Consider the following 25,125-nt stretch of genomic DNA (forward strand, 5'->3'; position numbering starts at 1 on the left):
CTTATGTTTAAACGCCACAGTGCTCATGCCCAAAGCGCCAAGACACTTTTGGGGCGATCGCTGCTTTGGATGACCGCAGCACCTCTAGTGATTGCCGCCACCGTTGTGCTGGAGCGCGACGGGGTCTGGGCACAGACCTCTAAACCTCTAGAGGGCGTTGAAATACCCACCTCGTTAGCGCCGGGTAGCGAGTTAACCATTGAGAGTTCAGAGGCCATGCGTTTGGTAAATGAGGCGCTGCGATCGCGCTTCTCTAGCCAGTACGGCGATGCCGATGTAGCCGTTGACTACGACAGCGCCAGCAACGCCCTGCAAGCCCTAGCCGATGGCGACGCTGATCTTGCCGCCATTGGCCGCAGCCTAACCCAGGAAGAGGCCAGCACCGGGCTGCGGGAAGTGCCGGTTTCGCGTCAAAAAATCGCCATTCTGGTCAGCCCCAATAACCCCTTTGCTGGTAGCCTCACCATTGAGCAATTTGCCCAAATCTTTCGCGGCGAAATTACCAACTGGTCTGAGGTGGGCGGCCAAGATGCCCCCATCGTGCTAATCGACCAACCCGGCAACAGCGATACCCGCCAGGCCTTTCTCAACTATCCGGTGTTTGCCTCGGGGGTCTTTGAGTCGGCTCCTGGGGCAACCGTGTTATTAGAGGCCGACGCTGCCAGCATCGTCGAAAATCTCGACGAGAACAGCATTAGCTATGTTGTGGCCGAGCAGGCGCTCAACAACCCGGCGGTGAAAATTGTGCCCATGCACGACACCCTGCCCGACGACGATCGCTATCCTTTCTCCCAGCCTCTCGCCTACGTTTACAATCCCCAGACGGCCAGCCCCGCGGCCCTCGCCTTTCTTGGCTTTGCCGTCAGCCCCAGCAGCGAGGCGCTAATTGAGGGGGCTCAAGACGCAGCGATCGCCGATCGTGGCACCACTGAAGCAGAAACCGACCCCGCCGCCGAAGCCACCCCAGAAAACACCCTCGAAGAAACCGACCCTGTCCCCCCCGCTTCAGCCCCAGCGCGGGGTTTGCCCTGGTGGCCCTGGCTGCTGGCGCTGCCCGTTCTGGGTAGTCTGCTCTGGTGGCTGCTCAAGGATAGTGCGCCGGTAGCAGTGCCTCTGGCGGCTCCCCTAGCAGTCACCACCGATCGCCGCATCATTCTCACCCCGCGCACCTGCCGTGATGCCTACGCCTACTGGGAACTGCCCGAGGGCGAAGTCGAGGCCCTCCGCCAGCAAAATTGCTCCCTGGCGCTCAAACTTCACGATGTCACCGACATTGCTGATGTTGACCGACAGTCGCCCCACAACACCTACCCGTTTGACTGCGACACCGTAGCCGTAGGCGATCGCCACCTGCCCGTGGCCGTCGACGACCGCGACTATCTCGTCGAACTGGGCTACCTAGGCACCGACAACACCTGGCATGCCCTGGCGCGATCGGCCCACGTGCGCGTGCCCGCTTGCCCCAGCAGCACTCCCGGTACGGCTGGGGTAAGCGCTGCTACTGCTGCCGCTGGTTTGGGTGCCCTGGGGGTGGGCGCGGCTGCGATCGCCCGCCCGTCCGAAACCGCTGCCCTGGCGCGGGTCATTCTCACCCCTCGCGATTGCAGAACAGCTGACGCCTACTGGGAACTGCCCGCCTCAATTGTGGACGATCTCAAGGCTGGCTCTCGCAGCCTCAAGGCTCGGCTGTACGATGTCACCGAGCTGCCCGGCCACAGCAACCGCCTCAACAGCCTGCAAGAGTTTAACGCTGAGCTGGTGGCAATGGGCGATTTGCAATTGCCCATTGCCATTGACGATCGCGACTACCTGGTAGAGGTAGGCTATGTCGACAGCAACTACCAGTGGCAAGCTCTGGCTAAGTCTGAGCCGGTGCGCGTACCCGCCTGCCCATCAAATGGAGCCGCAGCCTTCCCTGGCACCACCCTCGACGCTCCCCTCGGAGGGGCCACTGGCCTGAGCGGCGACCTACAGACTGAACACAGAGAAGGTGCGATCGAAGAGACGGCTCTCCTTGGCCTGGCCGGTGGAGTCACCACCGCCGGGCTAGGTGCCAGCGTGGGGAGCCGCACTGCTGATGCCGCCGCCCCAGGGCAAGAGACTGCCGTTGGCGTCGGTCGACGCGCCGACATGGGGGTCGAGAGCAAAATCATTTTGGTGCCCCGCGGGGCTGATGCCGCCTACGCCTACTGGGAAGTTGCCCCAGCCCACAAAGAGGCCCTACGGCAAGAAGGGGGCCGAATTATGGCCCTGCGCATTCACGATGCCACCAACGTAGAACTGGACAGCCAACCTCCCCACGCCACCCAAGAATACATTTTGGCGGATGGCGACCACGACCAACACGTGTCAATTTGGACCGCCGATCGCGACTATGTAGCCGAACTGGGCTACCTCACCGACGACGGTCAGTGGCTCCAGCTGGTGCGATCGCTCCATGTGCGCGTGCCCGCCTAGGCTGCGCTCCCGATATTATCTCCCCGTGATCGCAATTACTCCACGACCGCACTTCAGCGAAAGGAACGACTATGTCTCTATTTTTTGATGTTCTGAGCTCCATCAACAACCCCAACCAGCAGGGCAGCATCGACCAGCTCAGCTCGGTGATGGCTTCCGTGCAGCAGCTCGCCGGAAGTCAGGGCATAAATACCGACCAAATGGGGGGCATTCTCAACGCCCTTGGGGAGGCTCTACAGCCCACTCTCAAAGAGCATGCCGCCACCATGGGTATCGGTCAGCTCGAAGGTATGCTCAGCAAATTGTCCGGAGCAGGTGGCGCAGCGGCACTCGCCGCGGCCATTCCACCTCAGATGCAGCAGCAGCTGATCGAGGCTGTGGCCCAAAAGAGTGGTCTAAATACCGGCATGATTCAAACTATGCTGCCCAAGCTGTTGCCCGTGGTCATTGGGCTGCTGGGCATGGGGGCCGCTAAGCCCGGCACAGTCAGCAGCGGCAACCCGTTGCTCAAAACGTTCCTCAATTCTGGCGCTCCCAACTCCACCGACCTAGGCACCGTGGTGAAGTTTGCCGAACGCTTTCTGAACTCGCCGCAATAGGGTTTTTAGGCGAACCGTTCAGCGTTGGTCATGACTTCTCCTGAGCGCTGCCCCTGGGTGGCGCTTTTGCGTGAGGAGGATGAGAAGGTGGTAGTCTGACACTGCTTTTCTTGATCCCCCCATCTCCTCCATCTTCCCTATCCCCTCCCTCTCCTCCATCTTCCCTATCTCCTCCCTCTCACCCGCTCCGCCGCTGTAGCGTCCAAAACGTTGGCGCTTGCTCGGCGAAAGGGCCGGTTTTAACGACTTCAAAGCCGTGGCGCTGGTAAAAGCGCACTGCGCCCTCGGTGGAGGTTTCGACGTAGCAAGGGTGATGGGTATGGGTACTTTCATCTAGGCCTGGCTGCATGAGCTGGTGGCCAACGCCCTGGCGCTGAGAGCTGGGGCTAACCGCCAGCAACATCAGGTACCAGTGAGGATGGGGCATGGCCTGGTGGCGATAGTGGTCGAGGGCCAAGGCCGCCTGCCAGCGTGGCAAATACTGTAGGGGCAGGCGAAAGGGCAGCTCGTATAACCCTGCCCGCAACAGGTCTATGAGATCGACTGACTGTTCTGGCGGCATCCAAATCACCACGCCTTTGAGGGTTTGGCCATCGCTCAGGCAATAGCTGTGCCCACCCCCAGCGCCGCAGATCAGCAGCATGCGAAATAGGTAGGCCATTACTGTCGGGCGATCGCACACATCGGTAGGTACCAGGTAGTGCAACAGCGGATCATCGGCGAAGGCTGCGGTCAACAGCTCCGTGGCTCCATCGAACTGGGTGGGTTGCAGGGTGGTTAGGGCTAAGGTTTCCATAGGGTTCACCAGATTAAGTCGTTGAGAAGCGCGGTCAATTTAACGCCGTCAATTTTTACCAGGGTGGACATCCAGCGAATGGCGGCGCGATCGCGATCGACCCCGCAGAGCAGCAGCCACTGCCACCCCGCCCACGCCAGCACCAGCCAGGGATAGAGCTGGCGGCGGCCATAGCGCAGCCACACCCAAAGCGAACGCAGCATCATCGCTTTCCTCCAGGGAATTTTTCCAGGTAGGCGGTGAGTAGGTCGGCCAAAAGCTCGGCCTGCTGACGGTAGGACACCATTGCTGGGTCGACCATGCGCTCGGAAATCAGCCCGTCAATTAGACAGAGGATGTGGGTGGCTATCAGGGGATTGTCGAGCTGGAGGGCAGTCATGATTTCGTCGCGCGATCGCATCGCGACCCGCTGCACCGCCTCATTCACCCGCGACTGCCCCACCCCCGCCTGCTGATAAAAATCCATCATCAGCAAGGTCTGCTTAATGAAGTAGTCTTCGTTGGCTTCTAGAAAATCGCCTAAGGCCAAAATGCGCTCCCTCAAACTGCTCAGCCCTTGAATCTGAGCGGTGGCCCGTAGCAAGTCTTGGGTGGTCAGCTCTTCGATCAGCTGCATAAACAGATCTTCCTTACTGGGGAAGTAGTAGTACAGCGTGCCGGTGGAAACGCCCAGCGCTTTAGCAATCTGTCGAGTAGTCAGGCTGGCGTAGCCGTGGTCGGCAAATAAGTTAAAGCACTGACCTAAAAGCTCTTTACGATACTCGTCGTGGTCAACAACCTTCGGCATTCTTTTTTAACTGAGCGCTCGTTATTTTTAAGAGTAGCACAGGTTTTTTGATCGTCAACTTTGCCCAATTAGTGAGCTGGTTGTCCAGTCTGGTTAGAGATTGGAACCGCGATCGCCCAGCCAACAGACCTTAAAAATTTGCCCAGCCGTCTGCAATTCTGCGGGCAGGGACATAGCAAAAAACCAGCGGCAAACTGTATTGCTTTGCGGGCTACAGATGCAGAAATTTCTCCAAGGCGGCAACCATGGCCGGGGGCCAGCGGCGCACGGTGCCAACCCAGTCTAAATCTTTGTAGCGGTGATCGAGGCCCATGACGGCGACCCAGTTGCTTTCGGCTTCGCCACTTTGGCCCTGGCCCCAGAGGGCGGCGGTGAGGGCAGCGCGAGCATCGGCGAAGTTGGGGTAGCGGCGGGTGAGGCTGCGAAACTGGCGAATGGCTTCTTCGGCGTGGCCCAGTTGGTATTCGGCCAGGGCGGCGTTGACCCGGGCAAAGGCAAATTTGGGGTCGAGATCGGCGGCTTTTTGGTAGTCGGCCAGGGCTATTTCCCAGTTGCCTAGACCGGCCTGGGCGTTGCCCCGATTGTTGTAGGCAGCTGCATCATCGGGGTTCAAGGCAAGCACTTGGCTGTAGTCGGCGATCGCATCCTCCCACCGCCCCAAGCCTTCTAAAGCCGCTCCCCGATTGAGGTAAGGATCGGGCTGGGCCGGGGCCAGAGTCACCGCCTGGTTGTAGTCTTCCAGCGCTTCAGCCAGCTTGTTTTGGCTCACTCGCACGTTGCCCCGGTTGCTCCACAGGGCAGCTTCGTTGGGCAAGTAGTCGATCAGCTGGCTCCAGTAGGTTTCAGCCTCGACAAACTGCCCCTTTTGGGAGGCGGTAAAGGCTTTTTGACGCAGGTCAGAAATCTCCTGCACCACCTGGGGGGAAAGGTCTGCCAGGGTGGATTGTGCTTGGGCAGGGAGACCCCAACCCGTGACACATAGCAGGCAGAGCAAAGCTATTACTAGAGGCCGAAAAACTAAATTCATCACAGTGGGCGAGGAAAGAATGCGGCGGGTGAAATATGAAAAAAATCAGCCAGCTTTTCAATGTGCTCAACGGTGAAATTGCGTTGGCCATTGAGAATGGCCGAAACAATAGACTCGGTCTTAAAGACGGGAACCAAATCCTTCTGTTTGAGCCTAAACTCATCCATCAGTGCACGAAGTAAGTCGATGCCGCTTAGGTCTGGCATTGACACATGCTGCTCTTCATATTCATAGACAAGCATGCCTAGAACATTGAGATAGTCTTGCTTTTCTGACGTTATGTCTTCAGCATCTACCAGGCTGTCAATCACGTTTTGTACGGCTAGAAACTGCTCCTCCGTTCTGATCGGTCGAGGCGGAAATTTTTGCAAGAGCTGAAGGTAGCTTTCTGGCCCAGTGGCAAACATGGTGGATTCCTCTACTGCTTGCGATCGCTAGTTTTCTAGTAAATTGTTCTTTGCCCACGTCGTGCTCTGAAACTGGCCTGTTAGATCACTCATACCAGTTGTCTTTTTTCCAGTTGTTCTTGTCATACTCGGCATGGGTAAGAACGTTGCGGATAAACACTTTTTGGTAGGTATAGTCAATCAACGTGATCAGGCGATATTTATTGCCGCCTATATTGAAAACTGTCAGGTTGCCAACTGAGTCGGCAGTCGGAAATACTCTGCGCACTTCAGCCAGGTTTTGCCATCTGGCTATAAACGTCAGCTTATACCAAAGCAGTAAGCTGGGTTTTGAGTCAGGGTGGTTCTCCCAAAACGCTACCAGACGAGCACGAGTAATAATGTGCATGAGCTTGGGTAAGTCACTCTGAATCTTAGCAAATTGCGAAGTTTACTGCCGGCCTGGCAGTTTGGATATGCAATGGTTCAAACAAACCCCAGGTCGTTGCTGCGCCCGGCGTGGGCGAGGGCGAGTTGGTGATACTTTTGGGCGTGCTCTAGCAGTTCTAGGGCCTGCTGATCGGAGACCTGGCGCACCACTTTACCGGGAACGCCTATAACGAGCGATCGCTTCGGCACATCCTTGGTCACCACCGCACCGGCCCCAATAATGCTACCGGTGCCCACCCGCACCCCGTCCAGCACGATCGCCCCAATGCCAATCAGGCAGCCCCGCTCAATGTGGGCGCTGTGAATGACGGCCCGGTGGCCGACGGTGACGTAATCTTCGAGCACCGTCGGCTGACCGGGGTCGCCGTGGAGAATTGCGCCGTCCTGCACATTGCTATAGGCACCGACTTCAATGCGTTCGACATCACCGCGCAGCACGGCACCATACCAAATGTTGCAGCCTTCATGGAGCGTAATTTGGCCCATCACCGTGGCGTTGGGGGCCACAAACGCCGCCTGAGACAGGTCGGGTCGAGGCCAGAGCGAGCTAGAGGACGAGGCCATAACCAGAGAAACCTCCAAAGGTGTTCTAAAAAAAGTTGGCGGTTTCAGCGAATGGGATGCCCCGACTACGGAGAGAGCCGAGTTCCCACAGGTATAATACGTCTAACGTCCGTTGCCGCATTTGTTTGCCGCCCTTTATATTTGTCCTACAGAGGACACGTCTGGTTTCAGCCCAATGGTCAACTCCGCCTTGCAGTACCCCATCTATGGGCCAGAAATCCAGTGCCCTCACTGCCGTCAAGCGATTCCGGCCTTGACGCTGACCGACACGTACCTGTGCACCCGCCACGGTGCCTTTGAGGCTAACCCCGACTCCAAGGAGCTAGTGCATCTCCAGTCGGGTCGGCACTGGCGTCGGTGGGAGGGTGAATGGTATCGCCAACACACCCATCCTGACGGCATTCGCTTTGAGATTCACGAGGCGCTCGATCGCCTCTACACCCAGGGCTATCGGGCCACGCGGGTGATTATCGCCGAGCGCTACCAAGAGCTGGTCAATTCCTACCTAGAGCGCAACAACCCCTGGCGCGGGCAGATGGAAACCTCTACTGCGCCCAAGCTCTACGGTCTGCCGGTAGAGTTTAGCCCCCCCGCCGAGGCTGATTCCCGCTGGGCGGTGATCAACTTCAGCCTTGAAAAAGAGCCCGGCGTGCCGGTGCGCTATCCCTATTTCCGTCTTTTTGAGTAGCTCTCTGAGCCGCCCGCCCGATGCTCCACCACGCGTCAATTCGCACTCAGGATATTCACCGCGCGATCGCCTTCTACGAAGCCCTGGGATTTACCGTCCACGAACGCTTTACCGCTGGCATTACCCTGGCCTGCTGGATGGAGGGTCTGGGGGGCCGCATTGAGCTAATTCAGGTGCCGGAGCCGCGCCCCGCTGCTGATGCCTTTGGCGATGAGCACTACAGTGGCTATTATCATCTATCCTTTGATCTCACCGAGGCGACCTCCAGCCTGCCTTTGTGGCTAGAGGAGCTGCGCCAGCGGTTTGAGCAATCGGCGGCGGCGATGCCCAAGGTGCTGCTGGAACCCCAGCAGCAAATCATCGGCGATCGCGTCTATGAGGTGGCCTTTCTCGCCGATGCCGACGGGCTGCCTTTGGAATTTATTCGAGTGCTGGGCTATGTCCAACCCTGAGGGGTCGACTTTTGAGAAAATGACTCCGTTTACCGACAACTGGGCCTACCTAAAAACCGAGCTGGCTTGGCTCGATCGCCTGCTGATGGTGGCCGTATCGCGGCAAAAGCGCGAGCTGCAAGAGCTGGACGACTTTGCCCTCTCTGGCGAAGACCGGGTCACCCGCCACTGGTGGAAGGGCATTATTAGCCTCAACGGCCAGCCCAACTACGACAACGCCCGCCCACCCAAGACCCAGCGCCCCAGCGGCAGCTATGCCCAGCAGTTAGAGGCCCGCATTTTGGCCAGCCAGCGGCAGGGAGTGGTGCTAGCTCTGCCCCAGCTGCGCGATCGCCTCCAGCTGACGATGTTTGAAAAAAACGTGCTGCTGCTGGCCCTGGCCCCCGAGGTCAACCAGCGGTTTGGGCGGCTCTACAGCTACCTACACTACCAACACGACGAGTCTGACTGGGATTTGCCCACGGTCGATCTGTGCCTGCGGCTGCTGTGTAGAAATGACCAGGAGTGGCGGCGATCGCGCCCCTTGATTGCCCCCAACAGTCGCCTGTCAAACCTGGGTTTGGTGGAGTGGCTCAACGCCGAAGACACAACCCTACTCAGCCGCCACCTGCGCCTCACCGAAGATCTCACCACCTATTTGCTCTCTGAGGAACCTGACCCCGCCACCCTCGATGCCTGGGCCATGGCTCCTGCGATAGAAGCGGAGGAAGCCTCAGAAGTTCCGGCCGAAAGCTGGAATAGCCTGGTGCTACCCGAGCCTCAGCTAGCCCAGCTCAGAACCGTAGCGGCCGCCGCCCGCGCCACTGACGGCACTATGGTGCTACTGGCCGGCCCCAACGGCACCGGCAAGACCCTCGCTGCGAAGGTGCTCGCCGCCGAGCTAGAGCTGCTGCTAGTGATGGTTGACCTGGCGGCGATCGCCCCCGACGAAGAGGGCAACGTCCCCGAACTCGACGATTTGGTCAACCTGCCGCCCTGCGTGCTGCTGCTCAAAAATGCGCCCCACTGGTTTGGTCGCAACCCCACCATCGAAGCGGCTCTGGTGCAGTCGTGGGGCATTCAGCGTCGCCGCCAGCCGGGGTTAACGCTCCTAGCTAGCCCCTACCTGCAAAGCATCAAACCATCGTGGCGACAGGCCATGACCGGAGTAATCGAGTTCCCCAGACCCGATGCCGCCGCCCGTGAGCTACTGTGGAAGCGGTCTATCCCCACGGGCGTCAAAAAAGAGCGCACCCTGCGGTGGCCTCAGATTGCTCAGCAGCTGCCGTTAACCGGTGGTGAAATCGTTATCCTAGCCCAGACTGCCGTTGCCCTGGCCCAGCAAGCTGACCCCCCATTGCTGACGGTCGAAGGGCTGCACCAAAGCCTGGCCCTGCACCATCCGGGTCTGAAACTGCCCAAGACAAAGGCGGCGCGATCGCCCAAGTCTGATCAAAAAGGGTTATCGCAGCGAACCAAATCTAAAAAAGCCTAGCGTTAGCCTAAGTCCGCACCGTGAAACCGCTACAGTTCGCTGGGGCTATCTGGCGCAACGACTTCACCAGGCTCTGGTATCAGCACCGTCGGCTTGTTATCCACTAAATCTGAGAGGCCATCGATCGCAATATTCATGTCGCCACAGGCTGACCTCAGCGCCGCCTGAAATTGGGCGGTGTCGTCGCCGTAACCACAGCGCTCAGTAGCGATCGCCAGCCCTTCACTGGCATTCGCCTTGGCGCAATCTACTAAAATTACTCCCGTCAGCGGAGATGAGCTAGCCATAGCAAAAATATTTCTAAACGGCGATCGTTCAATCAATCTCCAAACTAGGATCGTCACTAACCTCACACATCTAACCTACGAAGGACATACCATCGCAAAACATCCTCAAGTTAGGGGCTTTTGAACCCCAATGTCCCGCATTAGGCAGATGAGACTATTAAGCCGCTGCGGTTAGATAAAGGAGAACGGACTCCGAAGAGACATAACTATGAGCATCAACATTGGCCTTTCCGAACAAGAGCGCCAGGGTGTAACCGAAATCCTCAACAAGGTTTTGGCCGACGCCTACCTGTTACTGATTAAAACTAAGAAGTACCACTGGGATGTAGTTGGCCCTCAATTCCGCACCCTCCACGAACTGTGGAAAGAGCACTACGAAGCCCTCACCATTAGCATTGACTCCGTAGCTGAGCGGGTGCGCCAGCTCAACGGCTACCCCCTGGGCACCGCCGAAGGATTTCTCAAGAATGCTTCTTTGAAAGAGCATCCTGGAGATCTGCCCTCTGCCCAAGAAATGGTTAAGCGTCTCGTCTCCGATCACGAGCAGATCATTCGCAACCTGCGTGGGTTTGTTGACCAAACCTCCGAAGAATTCCATGACGAGGGCACCTCAGACTTTCTGACCGGCCTGATGGAAGCGCATGAAGAAATGGCCTGGATGCTGCGCTCCTTCCTGGATGGCGAAGCCTTCGAATCGAGCGGCACCCGCGACCAAGAGCTAGCTACTAGCAACCTGGCATAGGCGGCTTTATCACAGCACTAACTGCTTCGAGTACTTCAGCCGTGAATGCTTAAGCTTGCTCTGGTAATTCTAGCGGCGAGTCCAACTTAGCCTTGTTAAGCACCCCGCCCGTAGGCTTCTTAAAGAAGCCTACGGGCGGGGTGCTTTTATTGCCCGCTTGTAACCTAAGCCCCTTCAACCTATGGGAGGATCAGCTCACCCATCTCACCCGCCTTCTCCATGCCCACTGTCACCTTTCCCCTCACCTACCTACAACGGCTCACCCCCACTGCCCCTAAGCAGCTGGCCCAGCAAGCCTTTGACTACGGCCTAGATGCCACCCTGGGCGACCAAACTCTAGAGGTCGAAGTCACCGCCGAGCGGCCCGATCTGCTAGCGGCAGAAGGGTTCACCCGCGCCATTAATATCTATAACGGCCTACCCCGAACTGTCCCCGAACAGCTGCTCGCCTCGGGTCGCCGGGTCACCATCCACCCTGAGGTATTGCCTCTACGGCCCCACATTGCTGCCCTGGTTGTGCGAGGGGCCGATCTGCAAGGCGGTGGGCTAGAGGTGCTGGTGCAGTTTCAGGAGAAGGTGACCCAAACCTTTGGCCGCCAGCGCAAGAAAATTGCGATCGGCGTCTACGACCTCGACAAAATCAGCGGCGACTTAACCTACGCAGCAGCATCGCTAGATGAGTTGTCATTTGTGCCCCTGCACAGCACTCAACCCATAACTGCCCGACAGATTCTGCACGAGCACCCAGCGGGTAAGTCCTATGGTCATACTCTGCCGGGCAATGACTATGCCCTCGTGCTGCGCGATGCCAGCGGCACCGTACTCTCCATGCCGCCCATCATCAACGCAGCGGGGGTAGGAGAAGTAGATGCCAACACCTGCAATTTGTTCATTGACGTCACCGGCATTCTGGCCCAAACGGTGCTAGAGACGGCCAACATTCTGGCCCACAACTTTTTAGACACTGGGGCTGAGGTACAAACCGTAGAGATCGCCACTCCCCAGGGCACTTTCACCACCCCAAGCCTGGCTCGCCGCTCCGTGCAGTTTTCGGCCAAGTATCTCAACGAAATTATGGGCACCGCTATTGCTAAGAGCGGCTTGGGTCAAGTGCTCTCCCGCATGGATTTAGAGGTGAGTGGTACCGATGTGGTGCATGTACCCACCTATCGCACCGATGTCTTTAGCCAGGTTGATCTAGCGGGAGATTTACTGGTGGCGATCGGCATTGGCACGCTCCAGGCCGAACCCCTAGCCGTCAAATTTCATTTGGGGGAAGCCGATGCCCTACGCCAGGCCATGTTTAAGGTGGGCGATCTGGCTCAACGCATGGGATTGATGGAAGTAAAGAGTTTTGTGCTCACCGATCCAGCAATTCTCGATCTATTTGGGGCTACCTATGTGCAAACCGGCAATGCCAAAAGCCGCACGTTTAGCGCTACCCGCACCACCCTGCAAGCGGGGCTACTGGACATTCTAGCCCGCAACATTAATGCACCTAAACCGATCAATATTTATGAAACTGGGGAAGTGCTGCGATTTAATGCGGCGGATATTCCTGACGAAAGCCAGCACTGGGGGTTTGCCAGCCTAGATGCCCGCGCCTCGTTTACCACTGCCAAAGCCTATATGCAGACCATGCTTAACGCCTTGGGGTTGAATTATGAATTGACCGTCTGCGAGGCTCCATACTACATCCCTGGACGGGCGGCTACAGTGTTGATTCAGCGACAGCCAGTGGGAGAGTTCGGCGAAATTCATCCACAGGTGCTGGAGCACTTTTCGTTCCCCGAGCCGGTTTGCGCTGGGGAGCTAGACTATACCGCCAGCCAGCTTGTGATTTCTGATAGGCGGCGTTGACCTAGGCTGGTCAGGTTGGAAGCTAATGCATCGGCCAGCGGCAGCCTGCCCAATGAAATACTAAGCGTTGCTTAACGCAAGTATATTTGCCCCCAGCCCTCCAAGAATGGGGGACTTTGAGACTCTGTCTCCCCCAATTGGAGAGGCTGAGGGGGCCATGCAGAGTTTAAAGGTTTTGCCGGTTCATTCCTCGATTCAGCAATGCCAAATACCACGTAGAGCTGGGGCGCTTAGTAGGCCAAGTCTAGAGAGAAGCGCCATAACCAAATATTACGGTTGCTACCAAAATCGTGACGCAACGATTACGTTCCCCTGCCGTTTGGCTAGTCTGGTCATCATCATCCAGCGGCAACACCATGAGTGACTCTTCTATTGACGGCCCCAGTCGGGTCTACGCCAAACCGACTGAAGGCCACGTTTCCCTGGGGCGAGGGGTGCGCCAGGTGCTATTTTTGGTGCCCGTGGCGGTCTTGTTTGCCCTGATCTTCTTTGGGCTACCCCTGCGCCAGCGCACGGTGGGGCTGACTGCCGGAGCCGTTGTCGCCGTGCTGTGGAGTGTGGTGGTGAGCGGAGTGCGGGTGGCCGCCGAGTGGGAGCGAGGGGTGATCTTGCAGCTGGGCAAAATTCAGGATGTGCGGGGGCCGGGGCTGCTGTATGTGGTGCCGGTGCTGGAGTCGGTGCAGTTTATCGACACCCGCACTTTGGTGATCAACATTCCGCGTCAGAAGGTGATTACCCGCGACAACGTGCCCGCCGAAATCGACAGTGCCCTGTTTTTTCAGGTGAGCGATGCCCAAAAAGCGGTGATTTCGATTCAAGACTTTCGCTTCGCGGTGTCGCAATATGCCCAGGCGGCGCTGCGGGATGTGGTGGGCGGCCTTTCGCTCGATGATCTGCTGTCGGAGCGAGAGCAGATTCAAACCCAGATTGGGGCGATCGTGGAGGCCCAGGTGCAGGAATGGGGCATGCATATCGACTCCATTCGTCTGCAAGACATTGAGCTGCCGGAGGATCTGAAACGGATGATGTCGCGCCAAGCTTCAGCAGAGCGAGAAAAGCGGGCGACGATAACGAAGGCGGATGGCGATCGCCTAGCCGCCCAAAGCCTAGCCGCTGCCGCCCAAATCATGGAGGCCAACCCCATCGCCCTGGAGCTGCGCACCCTGCAAAGCATTGATGGATTGGGGGCTAGTCCGTCGAATACGGTGATTTTGTTTCCGCTAGAGCTATCCCAAGCCTTGGGCAACCTGCGGGCTAAACCGGCACCCGAGGAGTAGCTACCACGCCGGTGAGTGTCATGGTCATAATGATAAAGATCAATTACGACAGCAAACTCACCATGCGACTACTACACACCATGCTGCGGGTCGGCGACTTGGATCGGTCTCTCAAGTTTTACTGCGATGTGCTGGGTATGCGGCTGCTGCGCAAAAAAGACTACCCCGGCGGCGAGTTTACCCTGGCTTTTGTGGGCTACGGCGAGGAGGCTGACAACACCGTGCTAGAGCTGACCTACAACTGGGGCGTAGAGTCGTACGATTTGGGCACCGCCTATGGCCACATTGCCCTGGGCGTAGACGACATTTATGGGACGTGCGATCGCATCAAAGCCCAGGGTGGCGAGGTGGTACGCGAGCCCGGCCCGATGAAGCACGGCTCGACGGTAATCGCCTTTGTGCAAGACCCTGATGGCTACAAGGTCGAGCTGATTCAGCTGGGCACCTCCGAAGGGCACCGCAAAGCGGTAGAGCCGGAGATGGCGGTTGGTTAGGAGAGATAGGCAGGGTTTAAGGTTTCAGGTTTAGGGTTCAAGGTTCGGCCCTACACCCGAAACCTGAAACCTTGCACCCCTCCTAGCGAGCCTTAAAAAGCGTAGTTAACCGTGGCCGTGATCTCAGCGTCGGTGTCGCCAGGTTTAAACAACATGCTGGCGTTGAAATCGATTACCACACTGCGGGTAATGCCCCAGTCAAGCCCGGCGGTAATCATCGGGTCAATGCCTGAGCGACCGTCGGCGTTGTAGGCAACTCCAGCCCCGGCGTAGGGGTAAAGAGCCTGATCAAGGGCGTAGTCTACGGAGATGGGCAGCCGCAGTTCGGTGCTGTTGTCAAAGACGAGGGAGGGACGCACCGAGAGGGTAGTGCGATCGCCCAGCTCGGTGACTTTGGCTTTAGAGTCGATTACAAAAGATGTGTCGTCATTAAAACCAGCGCGCACACCAGCACCCACATAGTAGTTGGGGACTTGCTGAGCTTGGGCTTGGGATGCCACAGCACCCACCACCGCCGCAGACAACAGGGCTACATTCAGTTTCATCATCACTCCTCGGTAACGGGTTGAGTCAAACAAGCTTGCCTGACTAGTTCGATTTTCAGCCTTTTGGCGCAAAAACCTGCCAAATTTTGGGGTAGAGCCGGGAACTTGGGTAAAGGTTTTGTGAGATTTCGCTGACCGCTAGAGGCTAGGCGAGCGATAGTTGAAGACTGACCCGGCAGGCGATCGCCATCAGTCGGCAACTAATGGCGACTGATGTGATGCACGCAGTAATCCTTATGGAACTTGCCAGGCAAAGGGCAACAGCACTGAGAAATCAGCGATGAATCTTGCCAAAAGTAGGGGTTTGGGGCGATCGCCCCCAGAAAACTTAGGCTAACCGGTGCAGGCCTAGACCCGTAACGATGAGTCCTAGGACATGTAAAAGCGCTTTCATGATCCCCTAGACTGCAGCTTAAACATTGACCAATCTGGCTTTAATGTATTGGGAATAGCTATAAAAATTGCCCCATTTTTTGCCTAGAAAGCCGCTAAGTTTAAGCCACCATGGCAATCCGTTTTGTCAATCTCTTGGCACACTAGAATAGTGATTCCCTTACTATCGTGCCAACCGCGTGCTAGACCTCGCCAAATTATTTCCCTTTCCCCTCGACGATTTTCAACACCAAGCGGCGGTGGCCCTCGATGCCGATAAGTCTGTGGTGGTGTGCGCCCCCACTGGCTCGGGCAAAACCCTGATTGGCGAATATGCCATCTACCGTGCTTTAGACCACGGCAAGCGGGTGTTTTACACCACTCCCCTTAAAGCACTCTCTAACCAAAAGCTGCGCGATTTTCGCGACCAGTTTGGCTACGAAAAGGTTGGTTTACTGACGGGCGATCTCTCCATCAATCGCGACGCCCCCATCGTGGTGATGACCACTGAAATTTTTCGCAACATGCTCTATGGCACCCGCATTGGCGAAACGGGTACGACGCTGCAACAGGTCGAAGCCGTGGTGCTCGACGAATGCCACTATATGAACGATCGCCAGCGCGGTACCGTCTGGGAAGAGTCGATCATCTACTGCCCGCCCGAAATTCAGCTCTTGGCCCTCTCCGCCACGGTCGAAAACTCTGGCCAGCTCACCGACTGGCTGCAAAAAGTCCACGGCCCTACCGAGCTAATCTATTCCGACTTTCGCCCAGTGCCGCTGCAATTTCACTACTGCACCGGCAAGCGACTGGTACCGCTGCTGGATGCTTCCCAAAAGGCGATTAACCCCCAGCTCAAAAAACAGCGGGCTCCCCAGCGTCAGGCAGGTCGGCGCGGCGGCGGGCGGGTGAGTCTGCCCTTTGTCATGGGTCAGCTACAAGAGCGGGATATGCTGCCCGCCATCTACTTTATTTTTAGCCGCCGAGGCTGCGACAAATCGGTGGATGAGGTCAGCCACCTGTCGCTGGTAACGGACGAGGAAGCGCAGGAACTCAAGATCCGCATTGACACTTTTCTCGCCCACAACCCCGACGCTGGGCGGGCAGGCCAGGTGGGGCCGCTGTATCGGGGTATTGCCGCCCACCACGCGGGCATTTTGCCCCTGTGGAAAGGGTTGGTCGAAGAACTGTTTCAGGCGGGGCTGATCAAAGTGGTATTTGCCACCGAAACCCTGGCCGCAGGCATCAACATGCCCGCCCGCACCACGGTGATCGCCAGCCTCTCTAAGCGCACCGACAGCGGCCACCGCCTGCTCACCTCCTCAGAATTTTTGCAGATGGCGGGGCGCGCCGGGCGGCGGGGCATGGATCTCCAGGGGCACGTGGTCACCGTCGAAAGCCCCTTTGAAGGGTCGCGGGAGGCGGTCCACCTGGCCACCTCGGGGGCCGATCCGCTGGTCAGCCAGTTTACCCCCGGCTACGGCATGGTGCTCAACTTGCTGCAAACCCACTCGCTGGATGAGGCGAAGGACTTAATCGAGCGCAGCTTTGGCCAATATCTGGCTACCCTGCATCTAGTGCCCCAGCAACAGGCGATCGATCAGCTGGAGAGAGAGATCGCCCACCAGCGGGCCCAGCTCGCCGCCTTTGACGAAGGCTTGCTGGCCGAGTACGCCAAACTCAAAGAGCGCCTCAAAGAAGAACGCCGACTGCTCAAGACCCTCCAACAGCAGGCGGCCCAGGTGCTGGCTGACGACGTGGGCAAGATGGTGCCCTTTGCGATCGCCGGTACGCTCCTCTCCCTTAAGGGCAAGCACGTTCTTGTGGGCGAGCCGGTGCCCGCCGTGTTAGTTACTAAGGTGCAGGGGTCGGGGCAGTTCCCTTACCTAGTGTGTCTCACCAAAGCCAACCAGTGGTATGTGGTCACCGCCGCCGATGTGGTCGGCCTGCACGCCGATATTCCTCGCTTGCAGTCGGTCGATACCTTGGCCCCGCCGACCGATCTCCCCCCCACGCCGGGCCAGCGCCGCCGGGGTGACGACTACACCGCTGCGATCGCCGCCACCATGGCCACACCCCCCTCGCTCGAAATGCTGGCCCCCGAAGTGCAAGAGCAACTCGATCGCATGCGCGAGGTCGAGCACACCCTGGCCAACCACCCCGCCAGCGAGTGGGAGAACGCCAAAGGGCTGCTCAAGCGCCAGAAGCGGCTGCGCGAGTTGGAGGATGAATGGCGCGATCGCCAGCAAAAATTCTCCCAACACACCGGCCACTATTGGCAAGAATTTCTCTACATCATGGAGGTGCTCAAGCACTTTGGTGGACTCGAGGACAATCGCCCCACCGAGCTGGGCGAAATGGCCGCCGCGATTCGCGGCGACAACGAGCTGTGGTTGGCCCTAGCCCTGGAGTCAGGCGAGTTTGACCACCTCAATACCGCTCAACTCGCCGCCGCCTTTGCCGCCCTGGTCACCGAAAATTCGCGGCCTGACAGCTGGTGCCGCTATAAACTCTCCGGCACGGTAGAAGAGGCTCTGGGCGGGCTGCACAATCTGCGCCGACAGCTCTATCAGCAGCAGCACCGCCGCCGCATTACCGCTCCCATTTGGCTGGAGTACGATCTGGTGGGCTTAGTCGAGCAGTGGGCCAACGGAGTTGACTGGGTAACACTATGCGACAACACCAGCCTCGACGAGGGCGACATCGTTCGCATTCTGCGCCGCACTCTAGATGTGCTGTCGCAAATACCCCACGTGCCCTACATCAGCGAAACCCTGCGCAGCAACGCCCGCGAGGCCAAAGACCTGATGAACCGTTTCCCGGTCAATGAGGATATTGGTTGAGCCACAAGCAGCCTGGGTAACGGTGCCGAGCGCGAGCCGTCATCTTCGTTTGTTGCAGCGTGGTCAATAGCGTGATCGGGAAGCGCAGCGGCGAGAGGTAGTGTCGTAGTCGGAAAACGTGGCGGGTGCAGCGCCCACCTCAAGGCCAGTGCCGAAGGTGGGCAAGCTATAGGGGTGCGTTTCCATTCTAGGTAGATATCCCCTAGCCGCTGGCCCCGTTTGGCTCCTTAGACCATGCTCGACCACCGCCCCCAGTTCAGCGCTGCTGAGTCCCCTCTTCATGGATTGGGGACGCGACCCAAGATTTCGATTTTAGTTAGCGATTTATCGAGTCGAGGCGCTGGGCGCTGGGGCGGCGCAGTGCGTCCGTTTTTGCTGGGGCAGGCGCTGCAAGGCATGGGCTACCCGGTGGAGATTGTGGGGTTTTCGGCAGAGAGCGATGCTGAGACGGGTACGCGTTCCGAGTCGGCTCCTGCTTCTGGAATGTCGCAGGCTATAAGCAGGGCAAATCGGGTGCTGCCTGGAGCCTGCGACATTCCCGTCCACACCATTTTTCTGACGACGCCTTCTCCTGGTCTAGGGGCCGTGGGCAGGCTTTTTCGCCACCTCAACGGTGACATTATCTATGCCTACAAGCCCAAGCCCAGTAGCTTTGGCCTGGCCCTACTGCACCGCCAGTTCTCTCGATCGCAGCACCGCCGCCCAGTTCTCATCGACATTGACGACTGGGAGCTGAGCTGGCACGGGGGCGACGCCTACCGCTACCATCCCCAGCCTCGGCAGCTAGCGCGAGATCTGCTGAAATCTGAGGGGGCGCTTCGCAACCCAGATCATCCGCTCTACTTGCAGTGGATAGAACGACTGGTGGCTAAGGCTGATCTGGTCACCACCCACAACGATTTTTTGCGGCGGCGCTTCGGCGGGGTGATCATTCCCAACGGCAAAGATGTTGAGCTGTTTAACCCCGATCGCTACGACGCGGCGGCCAGCCGGGCCGCTTATGGTCTCAGCGACTATCGGGTGCTGATGTTTCCTGGCGCGCCCCGCCCCTACAAAGGCGTGGAGGATATTTTGGCCGCGATGGATCGGCTCAACGAACCCGATCTGAAGCTGGTGATCGTCGGCGGCAGCCCCTACGACGACTACGATCGCACCCTGATCGATCGCTGGCCCCAGCACATTATTCACCTGGGCAAGCAGCCCTACGCCGACATGCCCAGGGTGATCGCCGCCGCCCATGTGGTAGTGGTGCCCCAGCGCCAAACCCCCGCCGCCCAAGCCCAGTTTCCGCTCAAGCTGACGGACGGCATGGCGATGGCAAAGCCGATTTTGGCGACGCGGGTGGGCGATATTCCCACCATTCTCAACGGCTGCGGCTATTTAGTTGATGCCGATGCCCCCACGCAGCTGGCAGCGCAGATTACGGCAATTTTTGCCAATTATGACCAGGCGCTTGAGCTAGGGAAACGGGCGCGCGATCGCACCCTCACCCACTACAGCATGGCCGCCATGGGCGCAGGCCTGCACCAGGCCATTCAGCAAAGCATCGTCGCCAAAATGCATCGGCAAAGCCATATTCCAGAATGTCCCAGCCCACCCTGACCGCAGACTGAAGTCATCCGTTCCCCTACTCATCCACTCCCTCCCCCCTCTACTCCCTAACACTCCATGACCGCCCAAAAGCTCCTTTTCAACTACGCGAAACGCTACCCCTGGCGCATTTTGGCCGCCATTGGGCTGGGCTTTTCGGGGGCGGTGTTTAACGGGGTGGGCACCACGTTGATTGTGCCAGCGGTGTTTGAGCTACTGGGCACTCAGGAAAGCACCGGGGCGATCGCCCTTCCCCCCCTGCTAGAGCAAGTGACCGAACCATTTTTAGGCCTGCCTGGCCCAGGGCGGGCGGTGGCCATGCTGAGCTTTATCGTGCTCACCATTCTGCTCAAAAATCTGGCCAACTACCTGAGCAGCGTCACCAGCGAAGGGCTCAGCCGCCGCCTCACCTGCGACCTGCGCCGGGCCGGGCTCGACCTGCTGCTGGGCGTCGATATCGACTACCACAACACCATGCGCACGGGAGATATCATTCAGCGGCTGAATGATCAGATTGGTCGGGCGGTGACCTCGATCAATGCGGTGATCAACCTGCTGCGGGCGTCGCTGAATATTTTGTTTTTTGGGGTGGTGCTGCTGTCGATCTCGGGGTCGCTGACCCTAGCGGCCGTGGTGCTCATGGCTGGGGTGTTGGTGCTGAACCGCTACGTAATCGCCCGCGCCCGCGAGTACGGCAAAGCCCTGGCCGATGCCTCTAAAGACTATTCGGTGCGCACCCTAGAAATGCTCAACGGAATGCGGTTAGTGAAAGCCACCGCCAACGAAACCGCAGAATTTGCCCAGGTAGAAGCCTTAATCGAGCGACGAGAACAGGCTGCCCTGCGATCGCAGATGAACACTGCCATCATCGGTCCGCTGAATGAAATTCTCAGCATTTTGGCCCTGGTGGCGATTATTTTGATCAGCCAGTTTTGGCTCGGTAGCGGCTCGGCAGCGACGGCCACCCTACTGCTGACCTTTTTGTTTGTGCTGTCGCGAGTGGTTCAGTTTGTGGGGCAGCTCAACTCGGCCCGCAGCCAGCTGGCCAACAGCGCCGCCAGTGTTGACCTGGTCCACGACTTTTTGCGCCGCGACAATAAACCCTTCATGGCCCAGGGCGATCGCGGCCTCACCACCCTTAGCCAGGGCATTACCTTTGAAGGCATTGCCTTTAAATATCCCACTGCGAAAGACTGGTCGCTGCACGAGATCACCCTCTCGCTACCCAAGGGCACCACCCTGGCTCTGGTGGGGGCCTCGGGAGCAGGCAAGTCTACCCTAGCCGATCTGCTGCCCCGCTTTTACGACCCGGTAGCAGGCCGCATCGCCATTGACGGCGTAGACCTGCGCGAGTTTGACCTGGGCAGCTTGCGGCGGGCCATGGGCATCGTTAGCCAAGACACATTTTTGTTTAACGCCACCGTGCGCGACAACATTGCCTACGCCCAGCCTGCGGCCACCGACGCTGAGGTAGCGCAAGCGGCGCGACGGGCCAACGCCTACGAATTTATTAGCCAGCTGCCCCAGGGCTTTGACACGGTGGTGGGCGATCGCGGCGTCATGCTCTCAGGTGGCCAGCGCCAGCGCATCGCCATTGCCCGCGCCCTGCTGCAAAACCCGCCGATTTTGATCCTCGATGAAGCCACCAGCGCCCTCGATACGGTGTCAGAGCAGCTAGTGCAAGAAGCCCTGGAAGATCTGAGCCGCGATCGCACCACCCTAGTGATTGCCCACCGCTTCTCCACCATTCGCAAAGCCGACCAAATCGCCGTGCTTGACCAGGGCCGCGTGGTCGAACTCGGCACCCACGAGCAACTGCTGCAACGCCAGGGCCGCTACACCTACCTCTACACCGTGCAGTTCGCTCACGAAACCGGCTCCTACCCTAGTCCCCCATCCATTACCAACGCCACCTCCTACGACCTGCGATCGGGCCTCAACGTCGTACTCGGCTCCCTCCAGCTGTTAGCTGACGGTCTAGTTGAAGACGGCCCCGAAGCCGCAGAACTCATCCAAGAAGCCTACCGCGCCGCCCTCAACCTACTCCCCACCCTCGAAACCATCGAAAAACAGTCCACCGACGACGATCTTCCCATTTCCCCATCCTCCCTTCCGCCATCCCCGTCTCCCATCTCTGAAACTCTGCTGAATTCAAAACTCAAAATGTCTCCGGAGACGCTCCGCGAACAAAGCTAATACGTTTCCCTCATCATCTTCTTCACCCTCCCCACCTTCCTCACTCCCCACCCCATGCCCCGCCCCTACCTCTTCTTCATCCGCGACACCCTACCCCAGCCAGCGGCCCACCTGATTCAAACCGTGCAGTGCGCCAACGCCGCCGCTAACCTGGGCTACCCTACCCAGCTCGCCTTTGTCGATCGCAGCGCAACGGCCTGGCAACCCTGGCGCTGGGTGAACCCGCAGCCCCAGCCCGTGGATGAAGAGTTTGCTCGTTTTTTCAACATTCAAACTAGGGCGTTAAATTCGCTAGAACTGCTTCCTCTAGCGATGCCCTGGCCCATCGACCGGGTCAAGCACAAGCTCACCAACGCCAGCACCGTAGCCTGCAAATACTATTGGCCGCTGCACTTGGCCGCCCGCACCGCCCTCGTCCACACCCGCGACTGGAACTTCGCCAAAGCCGCCCTGAAGCAGGGGGTGCCGGTGGTATTTGAGTGCCACCACCACACCGAAAAACCCTTCGAGCCCGAGATGGCAACCCATCCCCTGTTGCAGGTGGTAGTCACCGTCATCGACACGGTGAAAGAAAGCATTGTGCGCAACGGGGTGCCCGAGAAAAAGGTAGTTACGGTGCCCAACGGGTTTAACACGCAGTTTTTGACGCGGCATCCAGGGGCGGCGCAGGAGTGGCGCGATCGCCTCCTCAACCCAAAATTCACCCAGCTCGTCGTCTACGCCGGAGCGCTACACGAGTTCAAGGGTGTCGATTTACTGCTGCAAATTGCACCCCAGTTTCCCCAGGTAAAATTTGCGTTGGCTGGTGGCCCCGTTGACCAGCAGCAGCACTACCGCGATCGCATCACGAACCTAGGCTTAGAAAATGTAGATGTGCTTGGATTTTTAGCACAGCAGGACCTAGCCCATCTGCTGCAAGCCGCTGATGCCCTAGCCCATCCCCACCTGCTAGGCAAGGCCGCTACTTTTACCTCGCCCCTCAAACTATTCGACTACCTCGCCTCAGGCGCTCCGGTGGTAGCCACCCGCATTCCATCGCTCGAAAACTGGCCCCTGGCCGCACAGATTGCCCACTGGTGCGACCCCAATCAACCCCTGGCATTTGCAAACAGTCTGAGGCAGGTGCTGGCCCACTACCCCCGCCCGGTTAAGGGGTTTGCTCCGAATATAGCTGCCCTTCAACCCTATTCATGGGAAGCCCGCATTGAGAAAATTTTGTCTCACGTAGAAGCTCAATACCATCCCCAACTGCTGGGAGAAAACCCATGACCCGCCCCATTGTCGGCATGCTGTCAAGCTACGGCAGCCTCACTCAGTGCGACTGGCTGTGGAAGCAAACGCCAGAGCCCTTTGGGGTGTGGGGCAACATGCAGCTGCAATCGCAGAACCCAAAGCCCGACTACCTACTGCTGTATCAGTTCAACTTTCACGAGCGGTTAGCCCCCAAACCCCAGTCAAAGTCACAGCGGTTGCTCAACGCGTTGCCCTTTGCCAAGCTTGCCGCTCCGGTAAATGCTAATCAACTGCCGCCGCAGTTTAGCCAGGTGCCGAAGGAGCGCACGGCCTTTTTGCTGCGCGAGCCGCCTTTGCCGGAGGTGCGATCGCAGAATCTGCTCAACTACGCCTACGCCCGCGACTACTGCGGCTACGTCTCTGGCCCAGACGACTCGGCCCCTACCCCGACCTACATGCCTGCGATTTGGTACGTCAATGTCTCCTTCCGCGAGCTGAATGAGGCCCCACCACCCGAGAAGCCTAGCCCCTGTAGCTGGATTACCTCCGGCATTAACCGCACCGAGAGCCATCGCCAGCGGCTGGCCTTTTTGCAGGCGCTTCAGGAGAGTGGCGTGCCCGTCGAGGTTTACGGACGCGACCTGCCGCCAGGTACGCGCACCGCCGGAGAACTGAGCAATAAGTGGTCGGGCATGGCCCCCTACACCTACAACTTGGCGATTGAGAATTTTGCCGACAACGACTGGTATGCCAGCGAAAAACTCTGGGATGCCCTGCTTGCCTGGTGTTTACCCATCTACTACGGCGGCGGCGCAGCGGATAAACTGTTGCCCCCCGGCAGCTTTTTGCGCCTGCCCAGTCTAGATGAGAAGGGCATTGAGTACATTCGTGAGGTGACGGCCAGCCCCGATGCGTGGCTAGAGGCGAGGGATGCGATCGCCGAAGCCCGCCAAATAATTCTCCACAAGCTAAACCTGATGAACTGGCTGTCAGACTGGGTAGGTGAATAACATGGACGGCATTTGTACCCTCGGCAACGATCGCGTCTATGACCAAATCGTCGCCCTAATCAACAGCATCGAAGTCTTTGCTCCGGGGATGTCGGTGTGCATCTATCCCTACGACGATCAAGTGGATCGGCTGCGGGAGTTAGCCGAGTCACGCCCTCAGGTCACCCTGTACGGCAACAAAACCTCCATCCAGCGGTGGGATGCTTGGGTAGAGCAAATCTGGGCCACCCATCCCACTGCTCGGCAACGGTGGGATGCGATCGACAGCGCAGGCATTCACCGCATGGGCACCCACCGCCGATTCTGCGCCTTCGATGGCCCCTTCGATCGCTTCCTCTATATGGATGCCGATACGCTACTGCTCAGCGATCCAATCCCGGTGTTTAACGCGCTGAATGAGTACGATTGGGTCACCTACGACTTTCAGCACAAAGACCTCAGCCACGTGTACGACGTAGATTCTGGCTGGATGGAGCAGCTGTTTTCTGAGGAGCAGTTGCAGCGGCAGGCGTTTTGCTCAGGGTTCTATGGCAGTCGCCGAGGGTTATTTGATCCTAATCAGGGCCAAGACATTTTGAATAGGCTGAAGGCTGGGGAAGCAGCAGTGCTGTACCCCATGGCCCCTGACCAAACCATTCTCAACTACCTAGTCATGCGGCAGCGGGTCAACTCCTGCAACCTGGCGCTGACCCTGCCAGCGGAGGAACGCAGCGGCAATTCTGTCACCTCCAAACACTTCACCACTGAGAATCACCGCGTCTATGACAAGGGCGTGCCGCTGCTGTATCTGCACTACATCGGCCTGTCGTCACAGCTGTTTGCCCGTCTCTGCAACGGCGAGAACGTTGACCTTCCCTACCGCAATGTGTTCTTGCACTACCGCTATCTGCACAATTCTGAGAATCGCCCAACACTGGCGGGCAAACTAGTGACAGCCAAGCCCCAAGGCTGGCGACGGTACTTTAAACCCCTGGCCCAGTTGCTCCCCTGAGGATT

24 protein-coding genes are annotated in these 25,125 nt (G+C 58.3%); 15 read left to right on the forward strand and 9 right to left on the reverse strand.

The genetic code is table 11. The annotated features are described in order from the left end of the window. Nucleotides 1-3 precede the first annotated feature (3 nt). Entirely contained in the window at nt 4-2,457 is a 2,454-nt protein-coding gene (locus tag H6F57_RS04320) for a DUF4912 domain-containing protein (RefSeq protein WP_190626417.1), read from the forward strand. Between the two features lie 71 nt (nt 2,458-2,528). Beyond that, the gene (locus H6F57_RS04325) at nt 2,529-3,056 is read left to right on the forward strand and encodes a DUF937 domain-containing protein (RefSeq protein WP_190626418.1); all 528 of its coding nucleotides are present in this window, start codon (nt 2,529-2,531) and stop codon (nt 3,054-3,056) included. A gap of 178 nt (nt 3,057-3,234) precedes the next feature. Here the strand turns inward: H6F57_RS04325 and H6F57_RS04330 are convergent, their stop codons facing one another. From H6F57_RS04330 to H6F57_RS04360, 7 genes are all read right to left on the reverse strand, one after another. Continuing rightward, nucleotides 3,235-3,852, reverse strand: a complete 618-nt coding sequence (locus tag H6F57_RS04330) for a GNAT family N-acetyltransferase (protein WP_190626419.1) — start codon at nt 3,850-3,852, stop codon at nt 3,235-3,237. A 5-nt stretch (nt 3,853-3,857) separates the two neighbouring features. Beyond that, on the reverse strand, nt 3,858-4,055 hold the full coding sequence (locus H6F57_RS04335) for a hypothetical protein (RefSeq protein WP_190794981.1): 198 nt from the start codon (nt 4,053-4,055) through the stop codon (nt 3,858-3,860). After that, nucleotides 4,055-4,639, reverse strand: coding sequence for a TetR/AcrR family transcriptional regulator (locus H6F57_RS04340; RefSeq protein ID WP_190626421.1), 585 nt, complete (start codon nt 4,637-4,639; stop codon nt 4,055-4,057). Before H6F57_RS04340 ends, H6F57_RS04335 begins: the two co-directional genes overlap by 1 nt. A gap of 211 nt (nt 4,640-4,850) precedes the next feature. Continuing rightward, nucleotides 4,851-5,666 carry a tetratricopeptide repeat protein gene (locus H6F57_RS04345; RefSeq protein ID WP_190626422.1) on the reverse strand — a complete coding sequence of 272 codons (816 nt, stop codon included), beginning with the start codon at nt 5,664-5,666 and terminating at the stop codon, nt 4,851-4,853. Further along, nucleotides 5,666-6,073 (reverse strand): transcriptional regulator, encoded by a 408-nt coding sequence (locus tag H6F57_RS04350; RefSeq protein ID WP_190626423.1) that lies wholly within the window; start codon nt 6,071-6,073, stop codon nt 5,666-5,668. The genes H6F57_RS04345 and H6F57_RS04350 overlap by 1 nt, the downstream gene beginning before the upstream one ends. A gap of 85 nt (nt 6,074-6,158) precedes the next feature. Then, nucleotides 6,159-6,461, reverse strand: coding sequence for a type II toxin-antitoxin system HigB family toxin (locus tag H6F57_RS04355; protein ID WP_190626424.1), 303 nt, complete (start codon nt 6,459-6,461; stop codon nt 6,159-6,161). 77 nt (nt 6,462-6,538) lie between these two features. After that, nucleotides 6,539-7,066: a gamma carbonic anhydrase family protein gene (locus H6F57_RS04360; protein ID WP_190626425.1), complete on the reverse strand. Its 528-nt coding sequence runs from the start codon at nt 7,064-7,066 to the stop codon at nt 6,539-6,541. Nucleotides 7,067-7,241: 175 nt separating this feature from the next. Here H6F57_RS04360 and H6F57_RS04365 point away from each other — a divergent pair, with 175 nt between their 5' ends. From H6F57_RS04365 to H6F57_RS04375, 3 genes are read left to right on the forward strand one after another with little or no spacing between them, the layout of a single operon-like run. Continuing rightward, nucleotides 7,242-7,754 (forward strand): TIGR02652 family protein, encoded by a 513-nt coding sequence (locus tag H6F57_RS04365; protein ID WP_190626426.1) that lies wholly within the window; start codon nt 7,242-7,244, stop codon nt 7,752-7,754. Between the two features lie 20 nt (nt 7,755-7,774). Further along, on the forward strand, nt 7,775-8,206 hold the full coding sequence (locus H6F57_RS04370; RefSeq protein ID WP_073606847.1) for a VOC family protein: 432 nt from the start codon (nt 7,775-7,777) through the stop codon (nt 8,204-8,206). After that, entirely contained in the window at nt 8,193-9,680 is a 1,488-nt protein-coding gene (locus H6F57_RS04375; protein ID WP_190626427.1) for an AAA family ATPase, read from the forward strand. Before H6F57_RS04370 ends, H6F57_RS04375 begins: the two co-directional genes overlap by 14 nt. Before the next feature lie 29 nt (nt 9,681-9,709). On the opposite strand, the gene H6F57_RS04380 is transcribed toward H6F57_RS04375, so the two are convergent. Then, on the reverse strand, nt 9,710-9,967 hold the full coding sequence (locus tag H6F57_RS04380) for a hypothetical protein (RefSeq protein WP_190626428.1): 258 nt from the start codon (nt 9,965-9,967) through the stop codon (nt 9,710-9,712). 208 nt (nt 9,968-10,175) lie between these two features. Here H6F57_RS04380 and H6F57_RS04385 point away from each other — a divergent pair, with 208 nt between their 5' ends. From H6F57_RS04385 to gloA, 4 genes are all read left to right on the forward strand, one after another. Continuing rightward, a complete protein-coding gene (locus H6F57_RS04385; RefSeq protein ID WP_190626429.1) occupies nt 10,176-10,709 on the forward strand; it encodes a Dps family protein in 534 nt (177 codons plus the stop codon). A 219-nt stretch (nt 10,710-10,928) separates the two neighbouring features. Further along, the gene (gene pheT, locus H6F57_RS04390; protein WP_190626430.1) at nt 10,929-12,569 is read left to right on the forward strand and encodes a phenylalanine--tRNA ligase subunit beta; all 1,641 of its coding nucleotides are present in this window, start codon (nt 10,929-10,931) and stop codon (nt 12,567-12,569) included. A gap of 356 nt (nt 12,570-12,925) precedes the next feature. Further along, entirely contained in the window at nt 12,926-13,846 is a 921-nt protein-coding gene (locus tag H6F57_RS04395) for an SPFH domain-containing protein (protein WP_190626431.1), read from the forward strand. Nucleotides 13,847-13,908: 62 nt separating this feature from the next. Beyond that, entirely contained in the window at nt 13,909-14,340 is a 432-nt protein-coding gene (gene gloA / locus H6F57_RS04400; RefSeq protein ID WP_242024851.1) for a lactoylglutathione lyase, read from the forward strand. A gap of 92 nt (nt 14,341-14,432) precedes the next feature. Here gloA and H6F57_RS04405 read toward each other — a convergent pair whose 3' ends face one another. Next, on the reverse strand, nt 14,433-14,885 hold the full coding sequence (locus tag H6F57_RS04405; RefSeq protein WP_190626433.1) for a hypothetical protein: 453 nt from the start codon (nt 14,883-14,885) through the stop codon (nt 14,433-14,435). A 572-nt stretch (nt 14,886-15,457) separates the two neighbouring features. Here H6F57_RS04405 and H6F57_RS04410 point away from each other — a divergent pair. The 6 genes from H6F57_RS04410 (at nt 15,458) to H6F57_RS04435 (ending at nt 25,120) form a co-directional block, all read left to right on the forward strand. Further along, a complete protein-coding gene (locus tag H6F57_RS04410) occupies nt 15,458-18,100 on the forward strand; it encodes a DEAD/DEAH box helicase (protein WP_190626434.1) in 2,643 nt (880 codons plus the stop codon). 234 nt (nt 18,101-18,334) lie between these two features. Beyond that, nucleotides 18,335-19,702, forward strand: coding sequence for a glycosyltransferase (locus tag H6F57_RS04415; protein WP_190626435.1), 1,368 nt, complete (start codon nt 18,335-18,337; stop codon nt 19,700-19,702). 66 nt (nt 19,703-19,768) lie between these two features. Next, entirely contained in the window at nt 19,769-21,886 is a 2,118-nt protein-coding gene (locus H6F57_RS04420; protein ID WP_190626436.1) for an ABC transporter ATP-binding protein, read from the forward strand. 54 nt (nt 21,887-21,940) lie between these two features. Then, the gene (locus H6F57_RS04425; RefSeq protein ID WP_190626437.1) at nt 21,941-23,155 is read left to right on the forward strand and encodes a glycosyltransferase; all 1,215 of its coding nucleotides are present in this window, start codon (nt 21,941-21,943) and stop codon (nt 23,153-23,155) included. After that, nucleotides 23,152-24,129 (forward strand): glycosyltransferase family 10, encoded by a 978-nt coding sequence (locus tag H6F57_RS04430; RefSeq protein ID WP_190626438.1) that lies wholly within the window; start codon nt 23,152-23,154, stop codon nt 24,127-24,129. Before H6F57_RS04425 ends, H6F57_RS04430 begins: the two co-directional genes overlap by 4 nt. A gap of 1 nt (nt 24,130) precedes the next feature. Next, nucleotides 24,131-25,120, forward strand: a complete 990-nt coding sequence (locus H6F57_RS04435; protein ID WP_190626439.1) for an Npun_R2821/Npun_R2822 family protein — start codon at nt 24,131-24,133, stop codon at nt 25,118-25,120. Nucleotides 25,121-25,125 lie beyond the last annotated feature (5 nt).

The organism is Leptolyngbya sp. FACHB-60 (genome assembly GCF_014695775.1).
In the GTDB taxonomy this organism is placed as follows: Bacteria; Cyanobacteriota; Cyanobacteriia; order Phormidesmidales; family Phormidesmidaceae; genus Nodosilinea.